The sequence below is a fragment of the Nonomuraea rubra genome, from assembly GCF_014207985.1.
GTDB classification, from domain to species: domain Bacteria; phylum Actinomycetota; class Actinomycetes; order Streptosporangiales; family Streptosporangiaceae; genus Nonomuraea; species Nonomuraea rubra.
The window spans coordinates 1,688,205-1,712,174 of record NZ_JACHMI010000001.1 but is presented as its reverse complement, the minus strand read 5'-3'; the positions used below and the strand labels follow the sequence as shown (position 1 = coordinate 1,712,174).

General features: G+C 71.8%; 23 protein-coding genes. 12 read left to right on the top strand and 11 right to left on the bottom strand.

Annotation, left to right across the window (positions count from 1 at the left end):
• Positions 1-174: 174 nt before the first annotated feature.
• Positions 175-726, top strand: a complete 552-nt coding sequence (locus tag HD593_RS08020; RefSeq protein ID WP_246546384.1) for a DUF1707 SHOCT-like domain-containing protein — start codon at positions 175-177, stop codon at positions 724-726.
• Here the strand turns inward: HD593_RS08020 and HD593_RS08015 are convergent.
• Both HD593_RS08015 and HD593_RS08010 read right to left on the bottom strand, forming a co-directional pair.
• A complete protein-coding gene (locus HD593_RS08015) occupies positions 696-1,808 on the bottom strand; it encodes an aromatic ring-hydroxylating oxygenase subunit alpha (RefSeq protein WP_185101559.1) in 1,113 nt (370 codons plus the stop codon). The genes HD593_RS08020 and HD593_RS08015 overlap by 31 nt on opposite strands.
• Before the next feature lie 62 nt (positions 1,809-1,870).
• Positions 1,871-2,962, bottom strand: a complete 1,092-nt coding sequence (locus HD593_RS08010) for an FAD-dependent oxidoreductase (RefSeq protein WP_185101558.1) — start codon at positions 2,960-2,962, stop codon at positions 1,871-1,873.
• 50 nt (positions 2,963-3,012) lie between these two features.
• Between HD593_RS08010 and HD593_RS08005 the strand changes: the two genes are divergently transcribed.
• Both HD593_RS08005 and HD593_RS08000 read left to right on the top strand, forming a co-directional pair.
• Positions 3,013-3,576 carry a TetR-like C-terminal domain-containing protein gene (locus tag HD593_RS08005; RefSeq protein ID WP_185101557.1) on the top strand — a complete coding sequence of 188 codons (564 nt, stop codon included), beginning with the start codon at positions 3,013-3,015 and terminating at the stop codon, positions 3,574-3,576.
• Positions 3,577-3,665: 89 nt separating this feature from the next.
• On the top strand, positions 3,666-4,040 hold the full coding sequence (locus tag HD593_RS08000) for a hypothetical protein (RefSeq protein WP_185101556.1): 375 nt from the start codon (positions 3,666-3,668) through the stop codon (positions 4,038-4,040).
• A 278-nt stretch (positions 4,041-4,318) separates the two neighbouring features.
• Here HD593_RS08000 and HD593_RS07995 read toward each other — a convergent pair whose 3' ends face one another.
• Positions 4,319-5,428 carry a glycosyltransferase gene (locus tag HD593_RS07995; RefSeq protein ID WP_312903393.1) on the bottom strand — a complete coding sequence of 370 codons (1,110 nt, stop codon included), beginning with the start codon at positions 5,426-5,428 and terminating at the stop codon, positions 4,319-4,321.
• Positions 5,429-5,466: 38 nt separating this feature from the next.
• Between HD593_RS07995 and HD593_RS07990 the strand changes: the two genes are divergently transcribed.
• The 3 genes from HD593_RS07990 (at position 5,467) to HD593_RS07980 (ending at position 10,877) form a co-directional block, all read left to right on the top strand.
• Positions 5,467-6,285, top strand: a complete 819-nt coding sequence (locus tag HD593_RS07990) for a PIG-L deacetylase family protein (RefSeq protein WP_312903392.1) — start codon at positions 5,467-5,469, stop codon at positions 6,283-6,285.
• A complete protein-coding gene (locus tag HD593_RS07985; protein WP_312903391.1) occupies positions 6,273-7,397 on the top strand; it encodes a lysylphosphatidylglycerol synthase domain-containing protein in 1,125 nt (374 codons plus the stop codon). The genes HD593_RS07990 and HD593_RS07985 overlap by 13 nt, the downstream gene beginning before the upstream one ends.
• Before the next feature lie 78 nt (positions 7,398-7,475).
• A complete protein-coding gene (locus tag HD593_RS07980; RefSeq protein ID WP_185101554.1) occupies positions 7,476-10,877 on the top strand; it encodes an ATP-binding protein in 3,402 nt (1,133 codons plus the stop codon).
• Between the two features lie 30 nt (positions 10,878-10,907).
• On the opposite strand, the gene HD593_RS07975 is transcribed toward HD593_RS07980, so the two are convergent.
• Positions 10,908-11,417 carry a P-loop NTPase family protein gene (locus HD593_RS07975; protein ID WP_185101553.1) on the bottom strand — a complete coding sequence of 170 codons (510 nt, stop codon included), beginning with the start codon at positions 11,415-11,417 and terminating at the stop codon, positions 10,908-10,910.
• Between the two features lie 169 nt (positions 11,418-11,586).
• Between HD593_RS07975 and HD593_RS07970 the strand changes: the two genes are divergently transcribed.
• Positions 11,587-12,117 carry a DedA family protein gene (locus HD593_RS07970; RefSeq protein WP_185101552.1) on the top strand — a complete coding sequence of 177 codons (531 nt, stop codon included), beginning with the start codon at positions 11,587-11,589 and terminating at the stop codon, positions 12,115-12,117.
• A gap of 96 nt (positions 12,118-12,213) precedes the next feature.
• Here the strand turns inward: HD593_RS07970 and HD593_RS07965 are convergent, their stop codons facing one another.
• The 3 genes from HD593_RS07965 to HD593_RS07955 all read right to left on the bottom strand — a co-directional run bounded on the left by HD593_RS07965 (position 12,214) and on the right by HD593_RS07955 (position 15,387).
• Positions 12,214-14,604, bottom strand: coding sequence for an ATP-binding cassette domain-containing protein (locus tag HD593_RS07965; RefSeq protein WP_185101551.1), 2,391 nt, complete (start codon positions 14,602-14,604; stop codon positions 12,214-12,216).
• A gap of 62 nt (positions 14,605-14,666) precedes the next feature.
• Positions 14,667-15,026, bottom strand: coding sequence for a VOC family protein (locus tag HD593_RS07960; protein ID WP_185101550.1), 360 nt, complete (start codon positions 15,024-15,026; stop codon positions 14,667-14,669).
• A gap of 154 nt (positions 15,027-15,180) precedes the next feature.
• The gene (locus HD593_RS07955) at positions 15,181-15,387 is read right to left on the bottom strand and encodes a YegP family protein (RefSeq protein WP_185101549.1); all 207 of its coding nucleotides are present in this window, start codon (positions 15,385-15,387) and stop codon (positions 15,181-15,183) included.
• A gap of 127 nt (positions 15,388-15,514) precedes the next feature.
• On the opposite strand from HD593_RS07955, the gene HD593_RS07950 reads away from it, so the two are divergent.
• The gene (locus tag HD593_RS07950) at positions 15,515-16,330 is read left to right on the top strand and encodes a D-alanyl-D-alanine carboxypeptidase family protein (protein ID WP_185101548.1); all 816 of its coding nucleotides are present in this window, start codon (positions 15,515-15,517) and stop codon (positions 16,328-16,330) included.
• A 38-nt stretch (positions 16,331-16,368) separates the two neighbouring features.
• Here the strand turns inward: HD593_RS07950 and HD593_RS07945 are convergent, their stop codons facing one another.
• Positions 16,369-16,899: a hypothetical protein gene (locus tag HD593_RS07945; RefSeq protein ID WP_185101547.1), complete on the bottom strand. Its 531-nt coding sequence runs from the start codon at positions 16,897-16,899 to the stop codon at positions 16,369-16,371.
• A 232-nt stretch (positions 16,900-17,131) separates the two neighbouring features.
• On the opposite strand from HD593_RS07945, the gene HD593_RS07940 reads away from it, so the two are divergent.
• Positions 17,132-17,428 carry a hypothetical protein gene (locus HD593_RS07940; RefSeq protein WP_185101546.1) on the top strand — a complete coding sequence of 99 codons (297 nt, stop codon included), beginning with the start codon at positions 17,132-17,134 and terminating at the stop codon, positions 17,426-17,428.
• A 15-nt stretch (positions 17,429-17,443) separates the two neighbouring features.
• Here the strand turns inward: HD593_RS07940 and HD593_RS07935 are convergent, their stop codons facing one another.
• The 3 genes from HD593_RS07935 to HD593_RS07925 form a co-directional block, all read right to left on the bottom strand.
• A complete protein-coding gene (locus HD593_RS07935) occupies positions 17,444-17,689 on the bottom strand; it encodes a DUF4235 domain-containing protein (protein ID WP_185101545.1) in 246 nt (81 codons plus the stop codon).
• A gap of 61 nt (positions 17,690-17,750) precedes the next feature.
• Entirely contained in the window at positions 17,751-18,563 is an 813-nt protein-coding gene (locus HD593_RS07930) for a TrmH family RNA methyltransferase (RefSeq protein ID WP_185101544.1), read from the bottom strand.
• Positions 18,556-19,326 (bottom strand): DUF4184 family protein, encoded by a 771-nt coding sequence (locus tag HD593_RS07925; protein WP_185101543.1) that lies wholly within the window; start codon positions 19,324-19,326, stop codon positions 18,556-18,558. Before HD593_RS07925 ends, HD593_RS07930 begins: the two co-directional genes overlap by 8 nt.
• Positions 19,327-19,473: 147 nt before the next feature.
• On the opposite strand from HD593_RS07925, the gene HD593_RS07920 reads away from it, so the two are divergent.
• The 3 genes from HD593_RS07920 (at position 19,474) to HD593_RS07910 (ending at position 23,746) form a co-directional block, all read left to right on the top strand.
• Positions 19,474-20,112: a cation diffusion facilitator family transporter gene (locus HD593_RS07920; protein WP_185101542.1), complete on the top strand. Its 639-nt coding sequence runs from the start codon at positions 19,474-19,476 to the stop codon at positions 20,110-20,112.
• A 260-nt stretch (positions 20,113-20,372) separates the two neighbouring features.
• The gene (locus tag HD593_RS07915; RefSeq protein WP_185101541.1) at positions 20,373-22,055 is read left to right on the top strand and encodes a substrate-binding domain-containing protein; all 1,683 of its coding nucleotides are present in this window, start codon (positions 20,373-20,375) and stop codon (positions 22,053-22,055) included.
• A gap of 113 nt (positions 22,056-22,168) precedes the next feature.
• A complete protein-coding gene (locus tag HD593_RS07910; protein ID WP_185101540.1) occupies positions 22,169-23,746 on the top strand; it encodes a sigma factor in 1,578 nt (525 codons plus the stop codon).
• The last annotated feature ends 224 nt before the right edge of the window (positions 23,747-23,970 follow it).

Below are 23,970 nucleotides of genomic sequence, written 5' to 3'. Positions count from 1 at the left end.
CACGCTACCCAACGTTGATGACTTCACGGCAATCTGTTGGGTACCTATTGAGATGTGAAGAGAGTCCAGCTCATCCGCCGCCCCCGACCCGAACGCCGTCCTCTCCCCCTCGACCTCCGTACCCCTTCCGGGCGACGCCTCCCGTTCTGACCCTGCCGCGCCTATGCTCGGGACATGTCGGAATTGCAGATGCGGGTCTCCGACGAGGACCGGGAGCGCACCGCGCAGCAGCTCCAGCAGGCGTTCTCCGAGGGCCGGCTGACCCAGCCGGAGCTCGAGGACCGGCTGGAGGTGGCGCTGTCCGCGAGGACGTACGGCGACCTGCTCGGCCTGATCACCGACCTGCCGAGCACGCAGCCGCAGGTCGACGACGTGGTGGAGCTGGGGTCGAAGAACGGCAACGTCAAGCGCGCGGGCGACTGGGCCGTCCCGCGCCGGCTGCGGATCGCCTCCAAGTACGGCAGCGTCGATCTGGACTTCACCGAGGCCGTCGTCCCCCACCAGGTCGTGGACGTCGAGCTGGACCTCACGTACGGATCCGCCAGGATCATCCTGCCCGAGGGCGCGGTGGCGAACGTGGACGGCTTCCAGAGCGACTGGGGCCAGCCGACGTCCAAGGTGCCGAGCAGGCCCCGCCCCGGCGTGCTCTGCGTGGTGATCACCGGCCGGGCCAAGTACGGCGGCCTCACCGTGCGCTATCCGCGCAGGCGCTGGTTCACCCACTGATGGAACTGGGCGATGTGGTGCTCGCTCGGCACGAGCACCCCGCCCTCCCGGTACGCCCGTGACGACATGCCCGGCTGGGTCCGCTCGCAGGCGTCGAAGTCCTGCTCGTTCACCCGGTGGAACAGCTCCACCGACAGCGTCAGGTCGGCCCCCGAGTCCACCACGTCGGGGTGGTAGAGCCAGTCGCACTCCACCACGGTGCGGTCCGCGGCCATGGGGAACATCCGGTGCAGGATCACGTGGTCGGGCACCAGGTTCACGAACACCTGGGGCTTGACGGTGATCGCGTAGTAGCGGCGGTCCTGGTCCTCCGACACGTCGGGCAGCCTGCCGAACCCGGCGCTGCCGTCCACCGTGAACCCCTCGGCCCGCTCGGCGAACTCGGCGCCGTGGCCCACGTAGTACTGCGCCGCGTAACCGCCGGCGAACTCGGGCAGCACCGCCGTCAGCTCCGGGTGGATGGTGGCGCAGTGGTAGCACTCCATGAAGTTCTCGACCAGGAGCTTCCAGTTGGCCTGGACGTCGTAGACGATGCGGCGGCCGAGGGCGAGCCGGTCCACGTGGTAGTGCTCGATGGCGGCGGGGTCGCCGAGTCGCTCGGTGGCCGCGTACGTCACGCTCTCCTCGAACGAGGGCGGCTCGGCGGCCAGGCACACCCACGCGTACCCGAGCCACTCGCGCAGGTGCACGGGCACCAGCCCGTACTGGACACGGTCGATGTCGGGCATCCTGGCCAGGTTGGGCGCGGCGGCCAGCCGGCCGTCGAGGTCGTAGGACCAGGCGTGGTAGGCGCATCTGATCGTCCGCCTGACCTCGCCCGACTCCTCCCTGCACAGGCGGGCGCCGCGGTGGCGGCAGACGTTGAGGAAGGCCCGCAGCAGGCCGTCGCGCCCGCGCACCACGATCACGCTCTCGCGGCCGACCTGGACCGTCCTGAACGCGCCAGGGCCCGGCAGGTCGCCGGATCTGACGGCGCAGAACCAGAGGCTCTCGAAGATCTTGGCCTGCTCCTCGGCGAAGATCTCGGGGTCGGTGTAGGCACGGCCGGGAAGCGTGGTGATCAAGCTCGACGTGGTGGTCAACCGACACCCCTTGTTGCGTATTACGCACCGAGTTGTCCTATATGCGACATCGTCAGGCGGCCTCAGGAGGCTGTCAAGAGGTAGTTGCTGTAGCCACGCAGCATCGAGGCGTACAGCCGCGTCGCGACCCCGTCGGGGATCAACCGCACGATCGGCCCCTGCCTGTCGGTGAGCTCCGTGCCCGCCATCCTGGCGGGCCTGCGCACCACCTTCGACCTGGCCCGTTCGTACGCGCGCAGGTCCCCGAGCGACCGGGCGAGCAGCCAGGCGTCCTCCAGCGCCTGGTTGGCGCCCTGGGCCATGGTGGGCGGCATGGTGTGGGCCGAGTCGCCGGCCAGCGTCGTCGGGCCCCTGCCCCACACGTCGGGGATCGGCTGCTTGTGGTGCGGGAAGAAGTCGACGTCGCTCATCGTGTCGAGGATGCCGGGCACCGGGTCCGCCCAGCCGCGGAACCGCTCCCGCAGCCGCGCCACCACGTGCGGGTCGTCGGCCCAGAAGGGCTCCCCGGGAGCCGACCTGACGTCGAACCACCACAGCAGCCGCCCCCGCCCCGCCGGGATCAGCCCGCACAGCCCCTGCCTGCCCGCGATCATCACCGCCCGGTGGTCCTCCGTCAGCGCGGTCGGCTCGGTGGTGAACCCCTGCCAGGTGACCCAGCCGCTCAGCTTGGCCCGGTCGTTCCCCATCAGGGCCTCGCGCACCACCGAGCGGCGACCGTCGGCGCCCACCAGCACGTCGCCGCGCACGGTGCGGCCGTCCGACAGCCGTACCTCGGCCCGCTCGGGCACCACGTGCTCGGCGCGCGCGCCGTACGTCACCGGCACGCCGTCGGCGAGCAGCTCGACCAGCTCGCGCCTGCCCACGTGCACGACGGGATGGCCGTAGCGGCGCTCGGGCACGGTGAGGTCGACGGTGAGCAGCCGCCGCCCGTCGGCGGCCCACGACTCCAGGGTCTCCAGCCGCCGGCCGAGGCCGGTGTAGTCGGCCTTCAGCTCCCTCAGGATGGCCGTGCTGCCGGGCCAGAGCGAGACGGAGCCGCCGGCGGTGCGCAGCTCGGGCGCCTCCTCGTACACCTCGGCCTCGTGCCCGGCGTTGAGCAGGCCGCGCGCCAGGGCGAGCCCCGCGACGCCCGCGCCGACGACGATTACCCTCATTACGTCTCCTCATACTGAGACCCTGAATATCAGATACTAGGAGTATCACAATGTCTGCGCGCGGCCGCAAGCCCGACCCCACGGTCGACCACCGCATCAGGCAGGCCGCTGCCGGGCTGGTGCTCTCCCACGGCCTCGACTTCACCATGGACGACGTCGCCGCGGCGGCAGGCGTGGGCAGGGCGAGCGTGTTCCGCCGCTACGCCTCCAAACGCGACATGCTCCTCGAAACCCTCACAGGCCTGATGAACGCGCACGTCTCCATCCCCGACACCGGCTCGCTGGAAGGCGACCTGCGCGTGGTGGTCGCCGACACGCTCGCCCTCTGGCACCAGCCGGGCGTCGCCCGCATGGCGAGGCAGGTGTACGGCGAGGCGGGCCGCGACCCCGCGGTGGCCGAGCTCATCCGCACCTCGATGCGCACCCGGATGGAGCGCTCGTGGGTCGTCTACGAGCGCGCGATCGAGCGCGGCGAGCTCCCGCCGAACGCCGACCTGTGGATGCTGACGGACCTGTTCGCCGGCCTCGTCGCCTACCGGGGGCTCCTGGATCTTCCGCTGCCCGAGCCGGAGGAGGTCGTGCAGGTCCTGCTGCACGGCTTTACACCCGCTTGACACTCCTGGTGTTAGTGGGGTGCAAGCGGCGATCAAGTCGTGACCCATAATGTTCCCTTCGTTCGCTAAACCTACGAAGGGCACGGAACATGACTCCCCCTCGTCGTCGCCTCGCCGTTGCGGCCGCGACGCTGACTCTTGCCGCCCTCACCACCTCCTGTGGTGCGATCGGCCAGGCTGTTGACTGCACGCAGGTCAGCCAGGAGATCACCAAGATCACCAATGAGTACAGCAGCTCGCTGAGCAGTGCCGCCACCGACCCGAAGGCCATCGAGAAGGCGAGCCAGGAGACCGCCGACAAGCTCAAGACCCTCGCCGGCAAGTACGACGGCGACCTCGCGGGCGCGGTGAACGACATGGCGACCGTCTTCGAGAGCATCAAGGTCGACGACATGTCCGGCGCCACCGAGGCGATGGGCAAGCTCCCCGAGATCCAGGCCAAGGCCGTCGCGGCCTGCGGCTGATCGGCTCGCGGCCGTCGCGCGACCGCCTGTGGGGGGCAGGTCGGAGCGTACGGCCGCGTCGTGGCGGGTGGGACGGTGGTGGCGCACATGGGGGGCGCCATCTCCGAGGTCGTGGCGCAGCTTGGGGGGCGCGCCATTTCCGGGGTCGTGGCGCAGCTTGGGGGGCGCGCCACCTCCTCCCCCGCCACCGGCTTCGCGGCCACCGCGTGCGAGCACGACGCTCGCGCGCGGTGGCCGTCCGCGTTTCCGGAGGTCCGCGCCGGCCCTCTATCAAGGCACTAGCGGGTGCCTGAGGAGCTCCGCCGGTCGCGGGCCAGCTCGTACGCCTGGTCGAACCCCTCCAGCACGGTCGGCCACGACCCCGCGGCGGGCAGGGTCGCGCGGTTGTGCGCCGCGATCGACTCGCGCAGCTCCGCGTCCGTGCACAGTCGCGCCACCGCTCCGGCCAGGTCGCCGAGCGTGCGGCCGAGCAGCCCCTCGGTGCCGTCCTTGACGAAGTCGGCGACCCCGCTCTGCGCCCTGGCCACCACCGGCAGCCCGGCGGCCCGCGCCTCCAGCGCCGCGATGCCGAACGACTCGCGCGGCGCCGGCGCCACGAACACGTCGGCCGACTCCAGCACCTTCGCGATCTCCTCGCGCGTGTGCCGCCCGGGCAGGGACACCCAGCCGGTCATGCCGTGCCGGTCGAGGAAGCGCTCCATCTGCCCCCGAGCCGGCCCGTCGCCGACGATCGTGGCCCGCATGGGGATCCGGGAGGGCACGCGCGCGCGGGCCGCCTGGAGCAGCTTCAGCAGGCGCACCGGCTGCTTGCGCGGCGCCAGCCTGCCCACGGCCACGATGTGCACGCCGTCACGGGTACCGGGCTCCCGGCCGCCGGGAGGCGCCGCCCAGCCCGAGAGGTCGAGGCCGTTGGAGACCACCCGCACCGGCACCTCCGGCCCCGCCACGGCCCTGATCGGAGCCGCCGCCGCGGTGCTGACCGTGGTGGCCACCAGCCGCCACCGCTGCCAGCCGTACGCGAGCCGCAGCAGCCGGTACATCGCCCGCGTCACCGGATCCCACATGCTGTGGACGGTCACCACGCACGGCACCCCGGCACGGAACGCGGCCCGCACCCCCATCCACGCGAACGGCGAGACCGCCCCCGCGTGCACGTGCACCACGTCGGGACGCGCCGAGGTGACGCGGCGTGTGAGATGACCCACGCCGAACGGGTGCACGGGCAGGTCGAACGGCATCTTCGCGACGATCCTGTGCACCCCGGGCAGCGGCTCACCCCTGGTCGCGGTGGCCACCGACACCTCGTGCCCCGCCTCCCGCTGCATCCGCACGAGATCGGCGACCTGGACCTCGATCCCCCCGAGTCGCGGCAGGTAACAGTCACTCACGTGAAAGATCCGCACCCCTCCCAGACTAATCTGGGCGTGTGCCTCCACGTACCGCTGTGTTCTTCCACGCCCATCCCGACGACGAGGCCCTGCTGACGGCCGGCACCATGGCGATGCTCGCGGCCGAGGGACACCGCGTCGTGCTCGTGGTGGCCACGGCGGGCGAGCGCGGCCTGGCCGAGATGGAGCCGGGCGAGGCGCTGGGCGAGACCCGGCTCAAGGAGCTGTACAGGTCGGCCGCGCTGCTGGGCTGCGCCCGCGTCGAGTGCCTCGGCTACGGCGACTCGGGGCTGAGCCCCAAGGGCGGCAGCGCCGAGGAGCGGCCCGACAACGCGTTCATCGACGCCGACACCGAGGCGGCGGCCAAGGCGCTGGCCGCCATCCTCCAGGAGGAGCAGGCCGACCTGCTGGCGATCTACGATCCGGCGGGCGGCTACGGGCACCCCGACCACGTCCAGGTGCACCGGGTGGGCAAACGGGCGGCGAAGATCGCGGGAACGGAGATCGTCCTGGAGGCGACGGTCAACCGCGACCCGCTGCTGTGGCTGCTGCGGGTGGCCGGCCGGTTCTACAAGTTCCCGCCGGAGTTCGACGTACGGACGTTCGAGAGCGCGTACTCGGCGGGCGAGACGATCACCCACCGCGTGAACGTCAGGAGGTACACCAGGCAGAAGCGGGCCTCCATGGCCGCGCACGCCTCCCAGGCCAGCGGCGGCGACAGCGACCGCACGCTGGCTGTCATGCTGAAGGTCCCCCGCCCCCTCTACCGCTTCGTCTTCGGCACCGAGTGGTACGTCCGCCGCGACCTGCCCCCCGGCGCCCGCCTCACTCATCCCTTCGACCGGTGGCCCAGCTAGTACTTCAGAACGACGAGGCCGCCCGCCGCAACCCGGCAGACTGGACCCCGATGAAGAACAAGTGGCTGCAGATCGCCCTGTCCGTGCTGTCGCTCGGACTGGCCGTGCTGCTCGTGGTCTACCTCCCCCAGATCGTGCAGGCGCTCACCGGCAAGCCGGTCTCCTGGGCGGAGATCGGCAGGGTGTTCGGCACGCTCGACGCGGGCGAGATCGCGCTGATGGCCGGGTTGTGGCTGCTGAGCCTGCTGGCGTACACGTTCGTGCTGACCAACTCCCTGCCGGGGCTGAACAACCTGCAGGGGCTGACGCTCAACGCGGCGGGCAGCGCGGTCAGCAACCTGCTGCCGTTCGGCGGCGCGGTGGGCGTGGCTCTGTCGTGGGCGATGACCAAGGGCTGGGGCTTCACCAGCCGCGCCTTCGTGGTCATGACGCTGGTCAGCGGCGTGTGGAACACGTTGTTCAGGTTCGTCCTGCCGGCCGTCGGGATCATCGCGCTGCTCATGGCCGGGCAGGCGCCGAACGCGACCGTCGCCAACGCGGGCTGGACGGGCGCGGTCTCGATCATCGTGCTCTGCGTGGTGGTGGCCGTCGCGCTCTACTGGGAGCGGGCGGCCGTCTGGCTCGGCAAGGGCCTCGACGGGGTGACGCGGCTGCTGCGGCTGAAGATCCACGCGTCCGAGGCGTTCCACCGGCTGCGGGCCGACACCGCGGGGGTGGTGCGCACGCGGTGGCCCGGGCTGTCGCTCGGCATGATCTTCTTCCTCGGCTTCCAGTGGGCGATCATGGCGGTCTGCATGCAGGTGACCGGCGCCTGGCCCGGCCTGGCGCAGTCGATCGCCGTCTTCGCGCTGTCGCGCGTGCTCACCAGCGCCCTGATCACGCCCAGCGGGGCGGGGATCATGGAGGGCGGCGTGGTGCTCCTGCTGACCTCGGCCTTCGGCGTGCCGGCCGCTCCGGCGACCGCGACCGCACTGCTTTTCGGCTTCTGGACTTACACTATCGAGATCCCGTTCGGCGGCCTGGCACTGGGCGCATGGGCGCTGCTGCGCAGGCGCAACGGCCGGAACGCCGGCGCGGAGCCCCCGTCCGCGATCTCGAAGGCCACCCAGTGACAATCCCAAACCCATCGCGTGCTAATCGACCACGGGCCTTGTGCGTGATTCGCAGGCCCGCATAGCGTGGCGGCTGACATGGTGGCGTTCCGAGTTCTGGGGCCAGTCGAGGCGTACGAACACGACGACGAACTCGACCTCGGCGGGTTGCGGCAGCGGGCCGTCCTCGCCCGGCTTCTCGTGGCCAGAGGTCAGGTCGTGCCGGTTGACACGCTTCTTTACGATCTGTGGGACGACGACGCGGCCAAGGGCGCGCAGTCGGGCCTGCAGGTCTACATCTCGCGCCTGCGGCGGGTGCTGGAGCCCGGCCGCCCGCGCGGCGGGCCCAACCGGTTGCTGGTGACGGTCGCGTCCGGCTACGCCCTGCGCGTGGCGCCCGACCAGGTCGACGCGCTGCGGTTCGAGCAGCTTGTACGGGCGGCCGGCGAGCACCTCGAAGAGGGCGATCCGCAGTCGGCGCGCGACCGCCTGGAGAAGGCGCTGGGGTTGTGGCGCGGCACTCCGTACTCCGACTTCGCCGACCAGGCGTGGGCCGAGGCCGAGGTCAACCGGCTGACGGAGCTGCGCCTGGTGTCCAGGGAGCGGCACGCCGACACCGGGCTGCGGCTCGGCCTGCACGCCGAGACCGTGCCCGACCTGGAGGCGCTCACCACCGAGCACCCGCTGCGCGAGGAGGGCTGGCGGCTGCTGGCGCTCGGCCTCTACCGCTGCGGCCGGCAGGGCGACGCGCTGGCCGCGCTGCGCCGCGCCAGGAACATCCTCGCCGACGAGCTCGGCATCGACCCCGGGCCTGCGCTGCGCAAGCTGGAGTCCGACATCCTGGCCCAGGCGCCCGAGCTGGAGCTGGCACCCGCCCCCGCGCGTGCCCCGCGGCCGGCGGCGCCGGTCAGCGACACCTGGCCGCCGCGCCCCGCCACGCCGATCGAGCCGCCGCCGCTGGAGCCCGAGCCGTTCGTCGGCCGCGACGCCGAGCTGACCAGGCTGACCACGGCCGCCTCGCGCACCGGCCGGTTCCAGGTCGCGATCGTGGCCGGGGTCGCGGGCGCGGGCAAGACCACGCTGCTGCGCCAGCTCGAGAGCAGGCTGGGCGCCGACGGCTGGACCACCGCCTCCGGCGCCTGCCCCGACTCCAGCGCCACCCCGCCCGGCTGGGCCTGGGTGGAGATCCTGCGCACGCTCATCGACATGACGGGCGCCGGCGAGTACGCCCAGCTCCTCGCGCCGCTGCTCGACGACGCCGCCCCCGACCCCGACGAGGACGAGGCGTCCGGCGGGTTCAGGCTGCACCGCGCGGTCGGCGGCTACCTGGCGGGCGTGGCCCGGCGCAACCCCGTCCTGCTGACGCTGGAGGACCTGCACTGGGCCGACGACCAGACGCTCGCCCTGCTGCGCGCGCTGCCGAGCCTGCTGGCGACCAGCCGGGTGCTGCTCGTGGTGACGTGCAGGGAGAGCGAGCTGGACGACCGCCAGTCCGACGTGCTGGCCGCCCTGGCGAGACTCGGCCCCGTGCGCGTGGGGCTGTCAGGGCTCGACCCGAAGGCCGTGGCCGAGCTGGTCAAGGCCACCTGCGTACGCGAGATCGACGAGGACGCGGTCGAGTCGATCGTCGAGCGCACGGGCGGCAACCCGTTCTTCGTCCGCGAGACCGTGCGGCTGCTCGACTCCGAGGGCGCGGCCGACCGGGCCAGCGCCACCGAGGTGCTCTCGCAGGTGCCCTCGGGCGTGCGGGACGTGCTGCGGCGGCGCATCTCGCGGCTGCCCGCGGGGGCGCAGCAGATCCTGCTGCAGGCCGCGGTGATCGGCCGCGACGTCGACCTCGACGTGCTGGTCGCGGTGGCCGTGGACGAGGAGTCGGTGATCGAGGCCGTCGAGGCCGCGCTGCTGGCGGGGCTGGTGACCGAGCCGGGCCCCGGGCTGCTGCGCTTCGACCACGACCTGGTGCGCGACACGATCTACTCCGACGCCTCCAGGCTGCGCCGCACCCGGCTGCACGCCGCCGTGGCGTCGGTCATCGAGCAGCGCACGCCGTCCGACGTGGCGGCGCTGGCCCACCACTACTTCCTGGCCGACGCCGCCGACAAGGCGGTCCACTACGCGGGCCTGGCGGCCGAGCAGGCCGAGCGGCGCTTCGCGCACCGCGAGGCGGCCTCGCTGTGGGAGCAGGCCATCGCCGCGTTCGACCGTTCCCGCAGCGACGAGCAGAGCGGCGAGCAGCGGCCCGAGCGGGCCAAGGAACGCCTGCGGCTGATGCTGCGCCAGATCAGGGCCCTGGCGCTGTGCGGCGACATGCACGCCGCGCGGCTGCTGCGGCGCCAGGCCATGGACGCCGCGCTGCCGCTGGGCGACCTGGAGATCACCGCGAAGGTGGCGGCGTCGCTGGCCGTGCCGCACAAGGGCATGGCGCGCGACTTCACCCGCACCGCGTGGGAGATCGTGGACGTCACCGAGAAGGCGCTCATGGAGCTGCCGGCGGGCGAGCAGCGGCTGCGGGCGAGCCTGCTGACCACGCTGGCCCTGGAGCTGGAGGGCTCCTCCTCGCCGGAGCGGGGGCGCCAGGCGTCGCTGGAGGCGCTGGAGCTGGCCCGGCAGAGCGGCGATCCCGCGCTGATCGCGGCGGCGCTGAGCGGGCGGCTGCGGCAGTCGTACGACATCCCCGCGGTCGACTCCCGCGAGAGCATCGGCAGGGAGCTGCTGGAGGTCGCCCAGCGCTCGGGCCAGATGGCCACGCAGGCGCTGGCCCACCTGGTGCTGCTGGAGTGCGCGGCGGCCCGCGGCGAGTTCACCGTGGCCGACGAGCACGCGGCCGCTGCCGACCGCCTGGCCAAGCAGTACGACCTGTCGGCGCCCGCCGCGGTCGTCGTCTGGTACCGGGGCCAGCGGATGATGATCGCCGGCGACTACGAGGGCGCCGAGCGTGCCTACGGCGAGGCGGCCAGGATGACCGCGCGGGCGGGCATGCTGGAGGGCCGCCAGGACCTGCCGCTGATCACGAGGTTCTGCCTGCACCTGGTGGCCGGGCGGGCGGCCGACATGGTCGACCCGCTGGCCGAGGCGCACATGCGGGGCGCCAAGTGGACGCTCGACGCGTACGCGCTGGCCCTGGCCTCGGCCGGGCACCAGAAGGACGCCAGGGCCGTGGCCGCGACCCGGCCGCCGGTGCGGCCCGACTTCCTGTACGAGCTGGCGATGACCTGGCGGGCGCTGGCCGGGATGCTGCTCGACGACCGGGAGCGGATGGTCGACTGCTACGACAAGCTCAAGCCGTTCGCCGACCGGGTGGCGGGCGCGGGCACCGGCGTGGTGGCGCTGTGGCCGGTGGCGCTGACGCTCGGCGACCTGGCCATCCGGCTGGGGCAGCCTGATGCCGCGCGGGAGCACTACGAGAAGGCTCTGGAGGTGGCCGAGCGGGTGGGCGTGCCTCGCTGGGTGGAGGCGGCGCGCCAGTCGGTGGGCAGCTCGCTCGGGAACGGCCGCCCCTGATCAGCCGGTGGGCCGCTCGCTCGTGATCGGTCAGCAGCTCGCCTGGAAGCGGTCGCTCGCGATCGGGTCGGCGCCCTCGACCGTCAGCTCGACGCGGTACCAGCCCGGGTTCCCCGAGACCCGGGGGCGCCACTCGACCGTGCGCTCGGGGGCGGCGAAACCGTCGTGGTCGGCCAGGTACGTGCGCCACTCCCTGGCCGACGGGCTCCAGCGGGCCAGCCTCCAGCGGTAGGAGACGGCCGCGTCCGGGCCCGGGTTGACCACGAGGCTGCGGGCGACGTACGACTTGGCGCAGCCGGGGCCGCCGTCGGTCAGCACGCTCACGGTCACCTTGCCCGCCGTGGCGAGCTCCTCGGCCGGGGCGGTGACGGGCAGCTCGCGGGCCGACAGGGTGACCGGGGTGGCGGGCTGGGGTGTGGAGCTGGCGTTACTGTAGGCGGAGAAGCCGACGTACGCGCTGGTGAACGCCAGGGCCGCCACGAACAGCTTGGCTGCGTTGGCGGTCCCGCTGGTCAGGACGGCTGCGCTTCTCGTCGGCATCTTCAACACCCCTCTTGGCTCACCCCTAGAGTGGGCCGGGGTGGTTGAGCGCTGGTTGTCGGCCGGTTGCACCCTTTGCGGGAGCCTTGCAACCCGGTGTGGCCATCGCTTGCACCCGAGGGGTAAGGTAAGCCTGGCCTAAGGTTTGTGGAGGGGTGGTGGGCCGGACATGTGGCATGCAGCGATCGCCGTCCCCGCGCCGACCGAGCCGTTCTGGCTGGGGCTGCCGTACTGGCTCGTGGGAGCCGTCCTGATCCTGGCGCTGTTCGGGGCGTTCCAGGTGTACTACTGGGTCGGGCGCAGGCTCGGCGAGAAGCTGTACGACTCGCGCGTCGGCGTCAAGGTGGGGCGCGAGCGGATCCAGAAGATCGAGAGCGTCGTCGAGCGGTGGGGGGCGCTGGCCGTCTACGGCTGCTTCTGGGTGCCGATGCTGCGGCACACGCTGCCGTGGGTGGCGGGGGCGCTGCGCGTGTCCTACCCCTGGTACGTCGTCGCCAGCGCCCTGGGGTGCCTGACGTGGGCACCGTTGTGGTGGTTCGGTGGCACGGCGGCGGTGTTCGGGTGGCTGGAGCTGGCCAGGCGGTCGCCTGTCACGGCAGCCGTCGTGGCCGTGGTCGTGGTCGGGCTCGTCGGCTGGCTCGTGATCCGGCGCCGGCTGAAGCGCCGGCGCGCCACCGACGACAAGGCCCTGACCTCCTGACGCCCCGCCCGTCCCGCCACACGTAACGGGTGTTGCCGCCCCCTCCCATCCCCAAGGGACCCCGCCGCGTGCGGTGGGGAAGGGGCGGGCGCCCGGTCAGGTGGCGATGTAGTCGGCCAGGTGCTGCCCCGTCAGGGTGGAGCGGGCGTTCACCAGATCGGCCGGGGTGCCCTCGAAGACGATCCGGCCGCCGTCGTGCCCCGCACCGGGCCCCAGGTCGATGATCCAGTCGGCATGCGCCATGACCGCCTGGTGATGCTCGATCACGATGACCGACTTCCCGGCGTCCACGAGCCGATCCAGCAACCCGAGCAACTGCTCCACATCGGCCAGGTGCAACCCGTTCGTCGGCTCGTCGAGGACGTAGACGCCGCCCTTGTCGGCCATGTGGGTGGCCAGCTTGAGCCGCTGCCGCTCGCCGCCCGACAGCGTGGTCAGCGGCTGGCCGATGGTGAGGTAGCCGAGCCCGACGTCGGCGAGCCGTTCGAGGATGGCGTGCGCGGCCGGCGTACGGGCCTCGCCCGCGCCGAAGAACTCCTCGGCCTCCGTCACCGGCATCGCCAGCACCTCGGCGATGCTGCGCCCGCCGAGCTTGTAGTCGAGCACCGCCGCCTGGAACCGCCTGCCCTCGCACTCCTCGCAGGTGCTGGACACGCTGGCCATGATCCCCAGGTCCGTGTAGACGACGCCGGCGCCGTTGCAGGCGGGGCAGGCGCCCTCGGAGTTGGCGCTGAACAGCGCCGGCTTGACGCCGTTGGCCTTGGCGAACGCCTTGCGGATCGGCTCCAGCAGCCCCGTGTACGTGGCCGGGTTGCTCCGCCGGGAGCCCCGGATCGGGCTCTGGTCGACCGACACCACGCCCGCCCCCTTGGGGATGGACCCGTGCACGAGCGAGCTCTTGCCCGAGCCGGCGACCCCGGTGATGACGGCGAGCACCCCGAGCGGGATGTCCACGTCCACGTCCTGGAGGTTGTGCGTGGTCGCGCCGCGGATCTCCAGCGTGCCGGTGGGCTTGCGCACCGCCTGCTTCAGCGCGGCCCGGTCGTCGAGGTGGCGTCCGGTGATGGTGCCGGCGGCGCGGAGCTTCTCGACGGTGCCTTCGAAGCAGACGGTGCCGCCTGCCGCGCCGGCGCCGGGGCCGAGGTCGACGACGTGGTCGGCGATCGCGATCACCTCCGGCTTGTGCTCGACGACCAGCACCGTGTTGCCCTTGTCCCGCAGTCGCAGCAGCAGGTCGTTCATGCGCTGGATGTCGTGGGGGTGCAGGCCGGCGGTGGGCTCGTCGAAGACGTAGGTGACGTCGGTGAGCGAGGAGCCGAGGTGCCTGATCATCTTGGTGCGCTGGGCCTCGCCGCCCGACAGCGTGCCGGCGGGCCGGTCGAGCGACAGGTAGCCGAGCCCGATCTCCACGAACGACTCGAGCGTCCGCAGCAGCGCGGTGAGCAGCGGCCGCACCGACGGCTCCTCCAGACCGCGGACCCAGCCGACCAGGTCGCTGATCTGCATGGCGCAGGCGTCGGCGATGTTGATCCCGGCGATCCGCGACGACCTGGCCGCCTCGCTGAGCCGCGTGCCCTCGCACTCGGGGCAGGTCATGAACGTGACCGCCCGGTCCACGAACTCGCGGATGTGCGGCTGCATCCCCTCGCGGTCCTTGGACAGGAACGACTTCTGGATCCTCGGGATCAGCCCCTCGTAGGTGAGGTTCGAGCCTTCGACCTTCACCTTGGTCGGCTCCCGGTACAGGAAGTCCTGCATCTCCTGCTTGGTGAAGTCGCGGATGGGCTTGTTCGGGTCGAGGAAGCCCGACGCGGCGTAGGTCCGTACCGTCCACCAGCTGTCCGACTTCCAGCCGGGGATGGTGAACGCGCCCTCCGCGATCGACTTGGAGTCGTCGTAGAGCTGGGTGAGGTCGATGTCGGAGACCGTGCCGCGCCCCTCGCAGCGCGGGCACATGCCGCCCAGCCGCGTGTACGTCGCCCGCTCCGCCTTCTTGTTGCCGCGCTCGACGGTGATCGCGCCGCTGGCCCGTACCGTCGGGACGTTGAAGGAGAACGCGTTGGGCGAGCCGATGTGCGGCTGGCCGAGCCGGCTGAACAGGATGCGCAGCATCGCGTTGGCGTCGGTGGCGGTGCCGACCGTGGAGCGCGGGTCGGCGCCCATCCGCTGCTGGTCGACGATGATCGCGGTCGTCAGCCCGTCGAGCACGTCGACCTCGGGCCGCGCCAGCGTCGGCATGAAGCCCTGGACGAAGGCGCTGTACGTCTCGTTGATCATCCGCTGCGACTCGGCGGCGATGGTGTTGAACACCAGCGAGCTCTTGCCCGAACCGGACACGCCGGTGAACACGGTCAGCCTGCGCTTCGGGATCTCGATGCTGACGTCCTTGAGGTTGTTCTCGCGCGCGCCGTGCACGCGGATCAAGCCGTGGCTGTCGGCAACGTGCGGCGTGGCCGGTGGGGTGTCCGTGGTCGCATCCATGCTCATCGTGTCTCCATCCATCGGGCCCGGCCGGGGAGGCGGGCCGCTTTCACGGGCTCCGTCGGTGCTCAGCGGTCCTGGAGCACGCCGAGGACGTTGCCGTCGGGGTCGGTGAAGGTGGCCACCACGCGGCCGCCGCCCACCTCCCGCGGCTTGTCCTTGACCGTGGCGCCCGCGGCGGTCACCTCGGCCAGCTTGGCCTCGATGTCCTCGACCTGCCAGTACGCCACCGGCGCGGCCATGCCCTGCGCCGCGCCGCCCGGTACCAGCCCGATGTGCTGACCCTCGGCCTCGAACCCGACATAGTAGGACTCGTCGGTCTGGGGCGGGAAGCCGAGGAGCGCGGTGTAGACCGCCTTGGCCGCCTCGAGGTCGGATACGGGGTGCAGCACGGTCTTGATGCCCTGGGTGGTGGAAGAGTCCGCCATGGTTCACTCCTGCAGTCGGGGGCCGGTCCGGCCCGGGGTGCGGCGCCGGGCCACGAATGCCCGGCGAACGATGTATCTGCAGGTTAGGCGGGTTCCGGCGAGGGTCGCTTCTCGATTCCTGACCGGTTCGCGCCCGGTGGTGGACGAGCGGCTGTCAGTCCGCGTCCGGCGGTGCTTGCGGGCCGCTCCGGTCGTCGATGGGCGCGTCGGGGGCGTTCCTGCGTACGGTCTCGATGCCGTTCACGCAGGCCGGCTTGTTCGGGAAACCCTCGCCGACCGCCAGCGTCTGCCCGTTGTTCGCGACGAGCGCGAAGCGGTAGCCACCCTGCCCGTCCTCGCTGATGATGAATCTTCCTGCCATGGCCGTCGCCCCCCGCCATATCGGATCTATCAATGATTTACCCCCATCTGAGGGCGGCACGTGGCCCAGTCAGGCAAATGGCGCGTCCGGCTCTGTCAACATGATGGGCATGCGTATTGGGCGTTTGATGGGCTCTGTCGTGATCGCCTTGCTCGTGGGGGTCTCTTCCCCCGCCATGGCCGCCGACGAGCCGACCGTGGGGGCCAAGGCGGCGTACGTCATCGACTCCGCAGGAACGATCCACTTCGGCAAGCGGGAGACGAAGCGGGTGCCGGTGGCCAGCCTGGTCAAGATCATGACCGCGTACGTCGTGCTCAGCGAGGGCCGGCTGACCGACACGATCACGATCACCGAGACCGACGTCAAGTACGCCGCCAGGGGCGGCGCCGCCACGGCGGGACTGCGCAAGGGCGAGCGCTTCACGACCAGGGACCTGCTGTACGCGCTCATGCTGCCCTCCGGCGCCGACGCGGCCAACGCCCTGGCCCGCCACTACGGGCCCGGCAAGCCGGCGTTCATCGCCAAGATGAACCGCACGGCCCGCGCACTCGGCCTCACCGACACCCGCTACACGAACGCCGACGGCATGCCCACCCCGGCCGGCGGTTACTCCACGGCCGTCGACCAGGCCAGGCTGGCGCAGCTCGCGTTGCGGAGCAGCGTGTTCACCACCGTGGTCGGGAGCAAGGCGCACAAGGTGACCAAGACCAAGGTGCACCGGGCGCACACCTGGCGGAACACGAACAAGCTGCTCACGCGGGCCGACGACGTGCTGGGCGTGAAGACCGGCTACACGGACGCGGCCGGGTACTGCCTGCTGTTCGCCGCCGAGCGCAACGGGCTCCAGGTCGTGGGCGTGCTGCTGGACGACGGCAACGAGCGCCGCTTCTCCACGGCCGAGAAGCTGCTGGACTACGCGGGCGACCAGATCGGCCTCGCCTGACGAGGCCGCGCGTGTCCGCAGGTCAGCCGAACACGATGTCAGCCGAACACGATGCGGCCGCTTCCCGGGAGGGTGGCCATGCCCTGGGTGGCGCAGCCGAGGAGGGCCGTGGCGGGGCTGATGCCGCCCCTGACCCGCTCCTTGGCCAGCCATCCCGCCGACACGCTGCCGGTGAGCAGCGTGTCGGCGGGGCGCTGGGCCACGAGCCGGTCGGCTCTGACCCGTAGCCTCGAGGTGCCGACGGGGCGCCCGTTCGCCCCGAACCAGGTGATCACCGCGCTGCCGCGCACCTGGCGGGCGCTGGTGCAGGACGCCCGGGCGGTGGCCCGTACGCTGCCCCACCCGGAGCGCAGGAACGTGGCCGTGCCGTCGGGCGAGGTGCATCCGGTGAGCTCCAGGTGCCCGCGCGCCTGGACCGGGCGAGGCGTGAGCCCGACCTTGGGCTCGAACACCAGCGGCCGCGCCGCGGGAGTGGCGACGGCACAGCTCAGCGCGGCGGGCGCCGGTGCACCCCCGGCACTCAAGGATCCCGCCGTGGCGGTCAACGCGATGATCCAGGCCACGTTCATGGAGCCCCCGCTGCACGTGTTTCTGTAATCGATCGCTCACATTCTGCATCATCGGGCGCCCCGGCACACCGGATCCAGCCGGCCGGGTCCGTACGAGAACGGCCACAACGCCCCTGACCTGCGCACCAGCACCCGCGACCCGAACCAACCGGGAAATCCCCCGCGAAATCCGGCCTCTCACTCGTTTCCGCAGGTAGGGTGAGGCCCACACCCCTCCACAAAGGACAACCCCATGGCGGAATTCGTCGAGATCCGCATGACGATCGGGAGTCACGAGAGGGCGGCCGAGCTGGCGCACGGCATCCTCCTCGCGGGCCTGGCCACGTCGATCGACATCGCGGAAGCCCCCGGCCAGGCCGTACTCCGCGATGAGCTCGCCTGGCAGCTCACCCTCATCACGACGGACGAGCAGGTCCCGACGCTGGAGCGGCACGTCAGGGCCGCCGGAGCCGACGCCCCCGTCGACTGCCGCCCGGTGATCCACGACTTCGACGGCCACCCCGACTGGCTCACGGACGACCAGCAGTGACGGCGCCCGCCCGCCTCAGCGGCCCCGGTGCTGGAAGGTCTGCGCGCCGGCGCGGTGCACGGCGGCCTTGACCAGCCCGAAGATCGCTCCCTGCAGGGCCGCGGCGACGAGCACCTCGGTCCAGCCGCGTTCGAGGTCGTCGGCGTCCGGGGCGTCGTCCTGACCGGACGCCAGCTTCCAGGCCCGCTTGAACAGCGCGGACGCCAGCGCGCCGCCCAGCAGGCCCATCCCCAGCGACGTGGCTTTCTCTACCGGTTGCATGGCATCTCCTTACCGTGACGTGGTGTCTGCCAATGCCCCGAGCCAGCCGCCTAAACCCCGATCACCCGGCCCGGCGCATCAGACCGTGGCAGGCGATGGCCGCGGCGGCCACCACGTTCAGCGAGTCCACCCCGGCGGCCATGGCCTGCGCGCTCATCGGGATGCACACCGCCTGGTCCGCCTCCTGCAGCCAGTGGGACGACAGGCCGTCGCCCTCCGCCCCGAGCAGCAGCGCCACCCGGTCGCCCGGGTCGACGCCGTCGATGGGGGCGGCGCTCTGGTCGGGGGTGAGGGCCAGGGTGCGGTAGCCGGCGGCGCGGAGCCGGTCGAGGCCGGTGAACCAGTCGTCCATCCGCGCGTACGGGATCGAGAAGACCGCGCCCATCGAGACCTTCACCGCCCGCCGGTACAGGGGATCGGCGCACCGGGGGGACAGGATGATCGCGTCCACCCCGAGTGCCGCCGCCGACCTGAAGATGGCGCCGACGTTGCTGTGGTCGACCAGGTCCTCCAGGACCAGGAGGCGGCCGGTACCGCTCTTCAGCAAGGCTTCCATGGGCGGCAGCGGCAGGCGCTCCATCGAGGCCAGCGCTCCCCTGTGCACCTGGAAGCCCGCGATGCCCGACATGATCTCGTCGCTCACGACGTAGACGGTGGCCTCGCCGAGGACGTCCTCCAGCGAGGCCAGCCAGCGGCGGGTGGTCAGGACCGAGCGGATGGGGTAGCCGGCGCCGATGGCCCGCCTGATGACCTTCTCGCCCTCGGCGAGGAAGAGGCCGCGCTCGGCTTCGAGGCTCTTGCGCAGTTCGACGTCCCTGAGCCGGGTGTAGTCGGACAGGCGGGGGTCGGCGGCGTCGGTGACGTACTCAAGCACCTTCCGATACTGCCACGCGCCGCCTGACCTGCCAGACCACGGCGTAGCAGAGGAGGACCGCGGCCAGGCCGATCACCGTGCCCGCGCCGGTCTTGGTGATCACGGCGGCGAGGCCGAACTTCGGGTTGGGCTCGTCGATCAAGGGCCAGAACAGGGCGCCGGCCAGAACGCCGGCGCCGGCCGCCGCCAGCACGGCCCAGCGGGCGCGGCCGGTCATGCGCAACCGCTCCGGTACGGGCGCCGCCGCCAGCCGGGACAGCCCGCGCCAGCCCCACCACACCACCACGGCCAGGCCGATCGCGGAGGAGCCGTACTGCAGGAGGCGGAAGAGCCTGATCACCCCGAAGACGGACACCGACAGCCACGCGCCCCACTCGGCGGGGCCGGTGGAGTGGGTGAAGGAGTCCCAGAACACGTGGGTGGCGGCGCCGATCACGGCGCCGGCCAGCATCGGGAGCAGGCGCAGCCGGTCGGGCACGAGCAGCGCCGCGCGTCCGGCCAGGCCGGGCGGGAGCAGGGCGATCAGGGGGTCGCGCAGGACGGCGTGGAAGAGCGGCAGCAGGATCAGGACCGCGAGCGGGTCGATCGTGATCACGCCCACCCACGAGTGCGTGTCGGTGTAGTCCGGCATGAACGGCAGGAAGACCGGCAGGTCGGGCACCATGGCCCCCAGCGCGAGCGCCCACGGGTCGACGAACCTGCGGATCCGCCGCGAGCCGATCATCGGCAGCACGGCGGCGACATGGCTGGGCGTGAACGGCACGGCGTCTCCCCCTCGTGGACATCCCCCAGCGATCATTATGCGGCCCGAATTTGACCTTGCTTTGCCGGCGTACTACGAGGTCACGGGTGGTAGTGGGTACCTTACGTATCGCTGTCGACGGCCGGATAGCCGGGAGTTCGGGGGTTCATGGTGCCTGATCAGCGGATTCAGGAGCATCCGGCCGCGTCAGCCGAATGGTTGCGTGACGCGCGCACCGCGCGCTCGCTCTCCGTGGCGACGCTGGCCTGGCTGGGCGTGGAGAGCACGCTCGGCCTGGCCGCGGGCCTGGCGGCGCACTCGGTGGCGCTGATCGGGTGGGGGCTGGCGGCGTTCGTGGAGGCGGCGGCCAGCCTGATCGTGGTGTGGCGGTTCACCGGGGCGCGCACGTTGTCGCCGAGCGCGGAGAGCACCGCCAGGAAGGCGGTGGCGGTGAGCTTCTGGCTGCTGGCGCCGTATCTCGTGATTCACGTCGCGCACGACCTGGACGCGGGGCACCGGGCCGCACCGAGCGTGCTGGGGATCGTGGTGACGACGTTCAGCCTGGTCAGCATGCCGGTGCTGGGGGTGGCCAAGCGCAGGCTCGGGGCACGGCTGGCCTCGGCGGCGACCTCGGGCGAGGGCACGCAGAATCTCATCTGCGCCGCGATGGCGGCGGGGGTGCTGGCCGGGTTGTGGCTCAACACGGTCGGCTGGTGGTGGGTGGATCCGCTGGTCGCGGTGCTGCTGGCGGCCGTCGCCGTACGGGAGGGCGGGCGCGCCTGGCACGGTCACGACTGCTGCCATTGACAGAAGATCACCATCACGCTCACCGCACTTCGCGGCCACACCAGGTAATCGTCGCACCAAAAGGGCGGTTTTGCCACATAGACCGCACCGAGTATCGTTCCCGAAGTATTGCGGAGCATCTCCCGCTAGGGTCTCCGGAAGGTCACGAGAACACCTAAGAGGACATCGTGGGGCGACACCGCACAGACGATCTCGACGGCGGATACAGGGCCAGCGAACCACCACCACCGCGCAGGCGAGCCCGGCGCGGTCGCGGCAGAGTGCTCGTACCGCTCGCCGGAGCCGTCGCCCTGGCCGTGCTCCTCGGCGTGGCCGCGTTCGTCATCTTCAACCGGGACCACGACTGCTCGGGCGGCAAGCTGCCGCTGCGCGTGGTCGCCACCCCCGACATCCAGCCGGCCCTGAACAAGATCGCCGGCAACTACAACAAGGCCCTGCACTCGATCGACACCAAGTGCGTCGAGGTGACGGTGGCCAAGGAGGCGGCGGCCAGGACGGCGAACGCGCTGGCGGCGGGCAAGACCGGCGCCGACTTCTGGGTGGCCGACTCCAGCCTGCTCATGGAGAGCATCCGCAGTACCGGGGCCGGAGACGCGCTGCCGCAGGTGGAGGGGTCGATCGCGACCTCCCCCGTGGTGCTGGCGGCGGCCAAGTCGGCCGCGGCCAAGCTGTCCGGCACGCTCCAGCCGAGCTGGGTCTCCATGATCTCGGCGGCGAACGTGGCCAACGTGGACGGCCCCGGCAGGAAGGTGCGGGTGCTCGCCCTCGACCCGCAGAAGAACTCGGCGGGCCTGGCGGCCCTGCTGGCCGCGGCCGGCACCGCCAGGGAGGCCAAGCAGGACAAGGCCCTGGTCGGCGCGCTGAAGGAGCTGTCGGGCCAGCTCGCCTCCGACTCGACCGCGCTGCTGGCCAGCCTCACCGTCAAGTCGGGCAGCAGGGTGCCGGTCGGCGTCACCTCCGAGCAGGCCATCTACGCGCACAACACGAAGAAGCCCGAGTCGCCGGTCGTCGCCCTCTACCCCAAGGAGGGCACGCTCAGCCTGGACTACCCGGTCACGATCCTGACCAAGGACCCCCAGGTGCAGAAGGCCGCGGCCGACTTCAAGCAGGCCCTGACCACCGAGTCGGCCAAGAAGACCCTGCGTGACGCCGGCTTCCGCAGCACCGACGGCAAGGCGGGCGACGCGCTGACCGAGGACAAGGGCTTCACCCCCGAGACCCCGGCCGCGCTGGACCCGCCGGACGGGGCGACCGTGGCCCGCATGGTGCAGACCTGGACCCGGCTGAACCTCGGCACCCGCCTGCTCACCCTGCTCGACGTCTCCGGCACGATGGCGCTGCCCGTGCCCGGCACGAACATGACCCGCATGCAGGCCATCAACCGGATCGCCACCGAGGGCCTGGGGCTCTTCCCCCCGGGCTCCGAGATGGGCCTGTGGTCGTTCTCCACACACCTGGACGGGCAGGACAAGGACTGGAAGGAGCTCGTCTCGGTCGGGCCGCTCAGCGAGTCGATCGACGGGGCGACGCGCAAGGAGATGCTGGTCAGGACGTTCGCCACGCTCCAGGCCAAGTCCACCGGCGACACCGGCCTGAACGACACGATCAAGGCGGCCTACACGGAGCTGACCAAGACGTTCCAGGAGGACAAGGTCAACACCCTCCTGATCCTCACCGACGGCGCGGGCAACGACGATCCGGACGGCGGCGTCAAGAACGCCGAGCTCCTGGAGTTCCTGAAGAAGACCTACAACCCGAAGCGGCCGCTCACCATCCTGCTGATCGCGTTCGGCCCCGACGCCAAGAAGGGCAAGTCGCAGATGGAGGCGGTGGCCAAGGCCACGGGCGGCGAGGCGTACATCGCCGAGAACATCCTCCAGGTCCGCGACTTCTTCCTGCAGGGCATGGAGCGACGCCTCTGCATGCCGAACTGCGACGGCTGACAGCACCGGGCCCGCCATGCTCGTTGGGCATGGCGGGCGAACCTGGCCGATCGAGGCGGCGTCCTCTCCGCGTGGGGCTTGAGTGAGCGTCCTACCTGCGGGGAGGGAAATCCGTGCCTGGATGGCCGACCGTCGATCGTGCGGGCGATCAGGAGCTGGTCGAAGCTCTGCGGCGCGCGGAGACCGCCGCTACCGCCACGCTCTACGACTCCTACGCCGAACGGCTGCACGACTACGCGTACTCCCTGTCGGGCCGGAGCGACGTGGCGTCCGACTCCGTACACGACGCGCTGGTCACCGCGCAGGGCTGCGTGGCCAGGCTCAGGGAGCCCGGCCGGCTGCGCGCCTGGCTGTACGCGCTGACCAGGTTCCAGGTACGGGCCAGGATGGCACGCCGCCCCGGCACCCCGTCGGGCGGCATGCCGCTGCCCGAGCTGCCTGAGCTCGGCGAGCACGGCGACCGGGAGCTGGCCGACCTGGTCCACGAGGCGCTGGGCGAGCTGAGCGGCGGCCAGCGCGAGGTGCTGAAGCTGTCGCTGCGCCACGGCCTGACCCCGGCGGAGGTCGGCGCGGTGCTCGGGCTGACCTCCAGGCAGTCGGCCGCCAGGCTGGGCCGGGCCCGCGACCATCTGGAGATCGCCGCCGCGGCCGTGCTGCTGGCCAGGACCGGGCGGGCGCACTGCCCCGACCTGTCGGCGATGCTGGACTCCTGGGAGGGGCCGCTCACCCCGCTGCTGCGGCGCCGGTTGTCCGGGCACATCGGCGGGTGCGAGGTGTGCACCGAGGGCAGGCGCCGCAAGGTGTCGGCGGCGAAGCTGCTCGACCTGGTGCCGGTCTCCCATCCGCCGATCTCGCTGCGCCGCCGGGTGATCGACACCTGCGTCAAGCCCGAGCTGGACGACACCCGCGTCCTGATCACGGACCGGGGTGAAAGCTTCGACCGGTCGGGGTTCCCGGTGCCGGCCGACCGCCGCTCGCGCCGGCGGCCGCGGCGGCTGGCGCCGCTCATGCTGGCGGGCGCGTGCCTGCTGGCCGCTACGGGCACGGTCGTGGTGCTGAACGGCGCCGGCAGCTCGGGGACGACCACGCTGCGGCCTGTCCCCTCCCCCAGCACCTCCCTGGAGGAGGACCCCACGCCGGAGCCGGTGATCGAGGAGGAGCCCAGTTCGACCCCGTCGCCGAGCCCGAGCCGTACCCCGTCGCCCAGGATCACCTCGCCCCGGATCACGCCGCCGGCGGCCGCCCCGCGCAGGAGCAGCAGGCAGGCGCCCGCGCCCACGGCGTCGCGGCGCAGGCCCGCGCCGGACGCCCGGCTGCGGGTCACGTGCCCGCAGGCGATCGTCGGCGTCGCACGCATCGGGCTCGGCGCGCGCAACGCCGCCGTCTCCTGGGTGGCGACGGCCTCGCAGGGCCTCGACGTGCACCCGGCGAGCGGTTCGGTGCGGACGGGCGCCTCGGCCACGGTGGTGGTGACGGTCGTCGAGCCGAACGCCTCCGGCAGCGGCCGCATCACCTTCACCTCGAACGGCGGCACCGCCACGTGCTCCCTGTCCTGGCAGGGCGACGACTCCCCCGAGCAGCCGACCGACCCCCCGCCGGCCACCGAGGAGCCGACCGAGTCGCCGAGTGCCGGCGTCGCCACCACCTCGGCCCGCGAACCCGTGGAGGAGCCGGACGCGGAGTCACAGTAACTCACAGTTTTAACACGACAAACGTATATAAATCGGACCCTGACTCGTGAACCCTAGGCTACATAGGGCATTCTGGTGTGCTTGGGGACCGCGCCGGGGCATGCCGATCTCTTGACCGTGTGTCGAAGGTCACACGAGAAACCTCGGCATGCCTGTAAACCGGAGCGCGTCGCCAAGCGTCGGCATTGACGTGTCATAGCGTGGATTGGTCCCATGAATGCGAT

What these genes read in the sequence shown, in the direction of transcription:
- HD593_RS08020 (WP_246546384.1), top strand. Translation starts at nt 175, where the DNA reads ATGTCGGAATTGCAGATGCGGGTCTCCGACGAGGACCGGGAGCGCACC.
- HD593_RS08010 (WP_185101558.1), bottom strand. Translation starts at nt 2,962, where the DNA reads ATGAGGGTAATCGTCGTCGGCGCGGGCGTCGCGGGGCTCGCCCTGGCG.
- HD593_RS08005 (WP_185101557.1), top strand. Translation starts at nt 3,013, where the DNA reads ATGTCTGCGCGCGGCCGCAAGCCCGACCCCACGGTCGACCACCGCATC.
- HD593_RS08000 (WP_185101556.1), top strand. Translation starts at nt 3,666, where the DNA reads ATGACTCCCCCTCGTCGTCGCCTCGCCGTTGCGGCCGCGACGCTGACT.
- HD593_RS07980 (WP_185101554.1), top strand. Translation starts at nt 7,476, where the DNA reads ATGGTGGCGTTCCGAGTTCTGGGGCCAGTCGAGGCGTACGAACACGAC.
- HD593_RS07975 (WP_185101553.1), bottom strand. Translation starts at nt 11,417, where the DNA reads ATGCCGACGAGAAGCGCAGCCGTCCTGACCAGCGGGACCGCCAACGCA.
- HD593_RS07970 (WP_185101552.1), top strand. Translation starts at nt 11,587, where the DNA reads ATGTGGCATGCAGCGATCGCCGTCCCCGCGCCGACCGAGCCGTTCTGG.
- HD593_RS07965 (WP_185101551.1), bottom strand. Translation starts at nt 14,604, where the DNA reads ATGAGCATGGATGCGACCACGGACACCCCACCGGCCACGCCGCACGTT.
- HD593_RS07960 (WP_185101550.1), bottom strand. Translation starts at nt 15,026, where the DNA reads ATGGCGGACTCTTCCACCACCCAGGGCATCAAGACCGTGCTGCACCCC.
- HD593_RS07955 (WP_185101549.1), bottom strand. Translation starts at nt 15,387, where the DNA reads ATGGCAGGAAGATTCATCATCAGCGAGGACGGGCAGGGTGGCTACCGC.
- HD593_RS07950 (WP_185101548.1), top strand. Translation starts at nt 15,515, where the DNA reads ATGGGCTCTGTCGTGATCGCCTTGCTCGTGGGGGTCTCTTCCCCCGCC.
- HD593_RS07945 (WP_185101547.1), bottom strand. Translation starts at nt 16,899, where the DNA reads ATGAACGTGGCCTGGATCATCGCGTTGACCGCCACGGCGGGATCCTTG.
- HD593_RS07940 (WP_185101546.1), top strand. Translation starts at nt 17,132, where the DNA reads ATGGCGGAATTCGTCGAGATCCGCATGACGATCGGGAGTCACGAGAGG.
- HD593_RS07935 (WP_185101545.1), bottom strand. Translation starts at nt 17,689, where the DNA reads ATGCAACCGGTAGAGAAAGCCACGTCGCTGGGGATGGGCCTGCTGGGC.
- HD593_RS07920 (WP_185101542.1), top strand. Translation starts at nt 19,474, where the DNA reads ATGGTGCCTGATCAGCGGATTCAGGAGCATCCGGCCGCGTCAGCCGAA.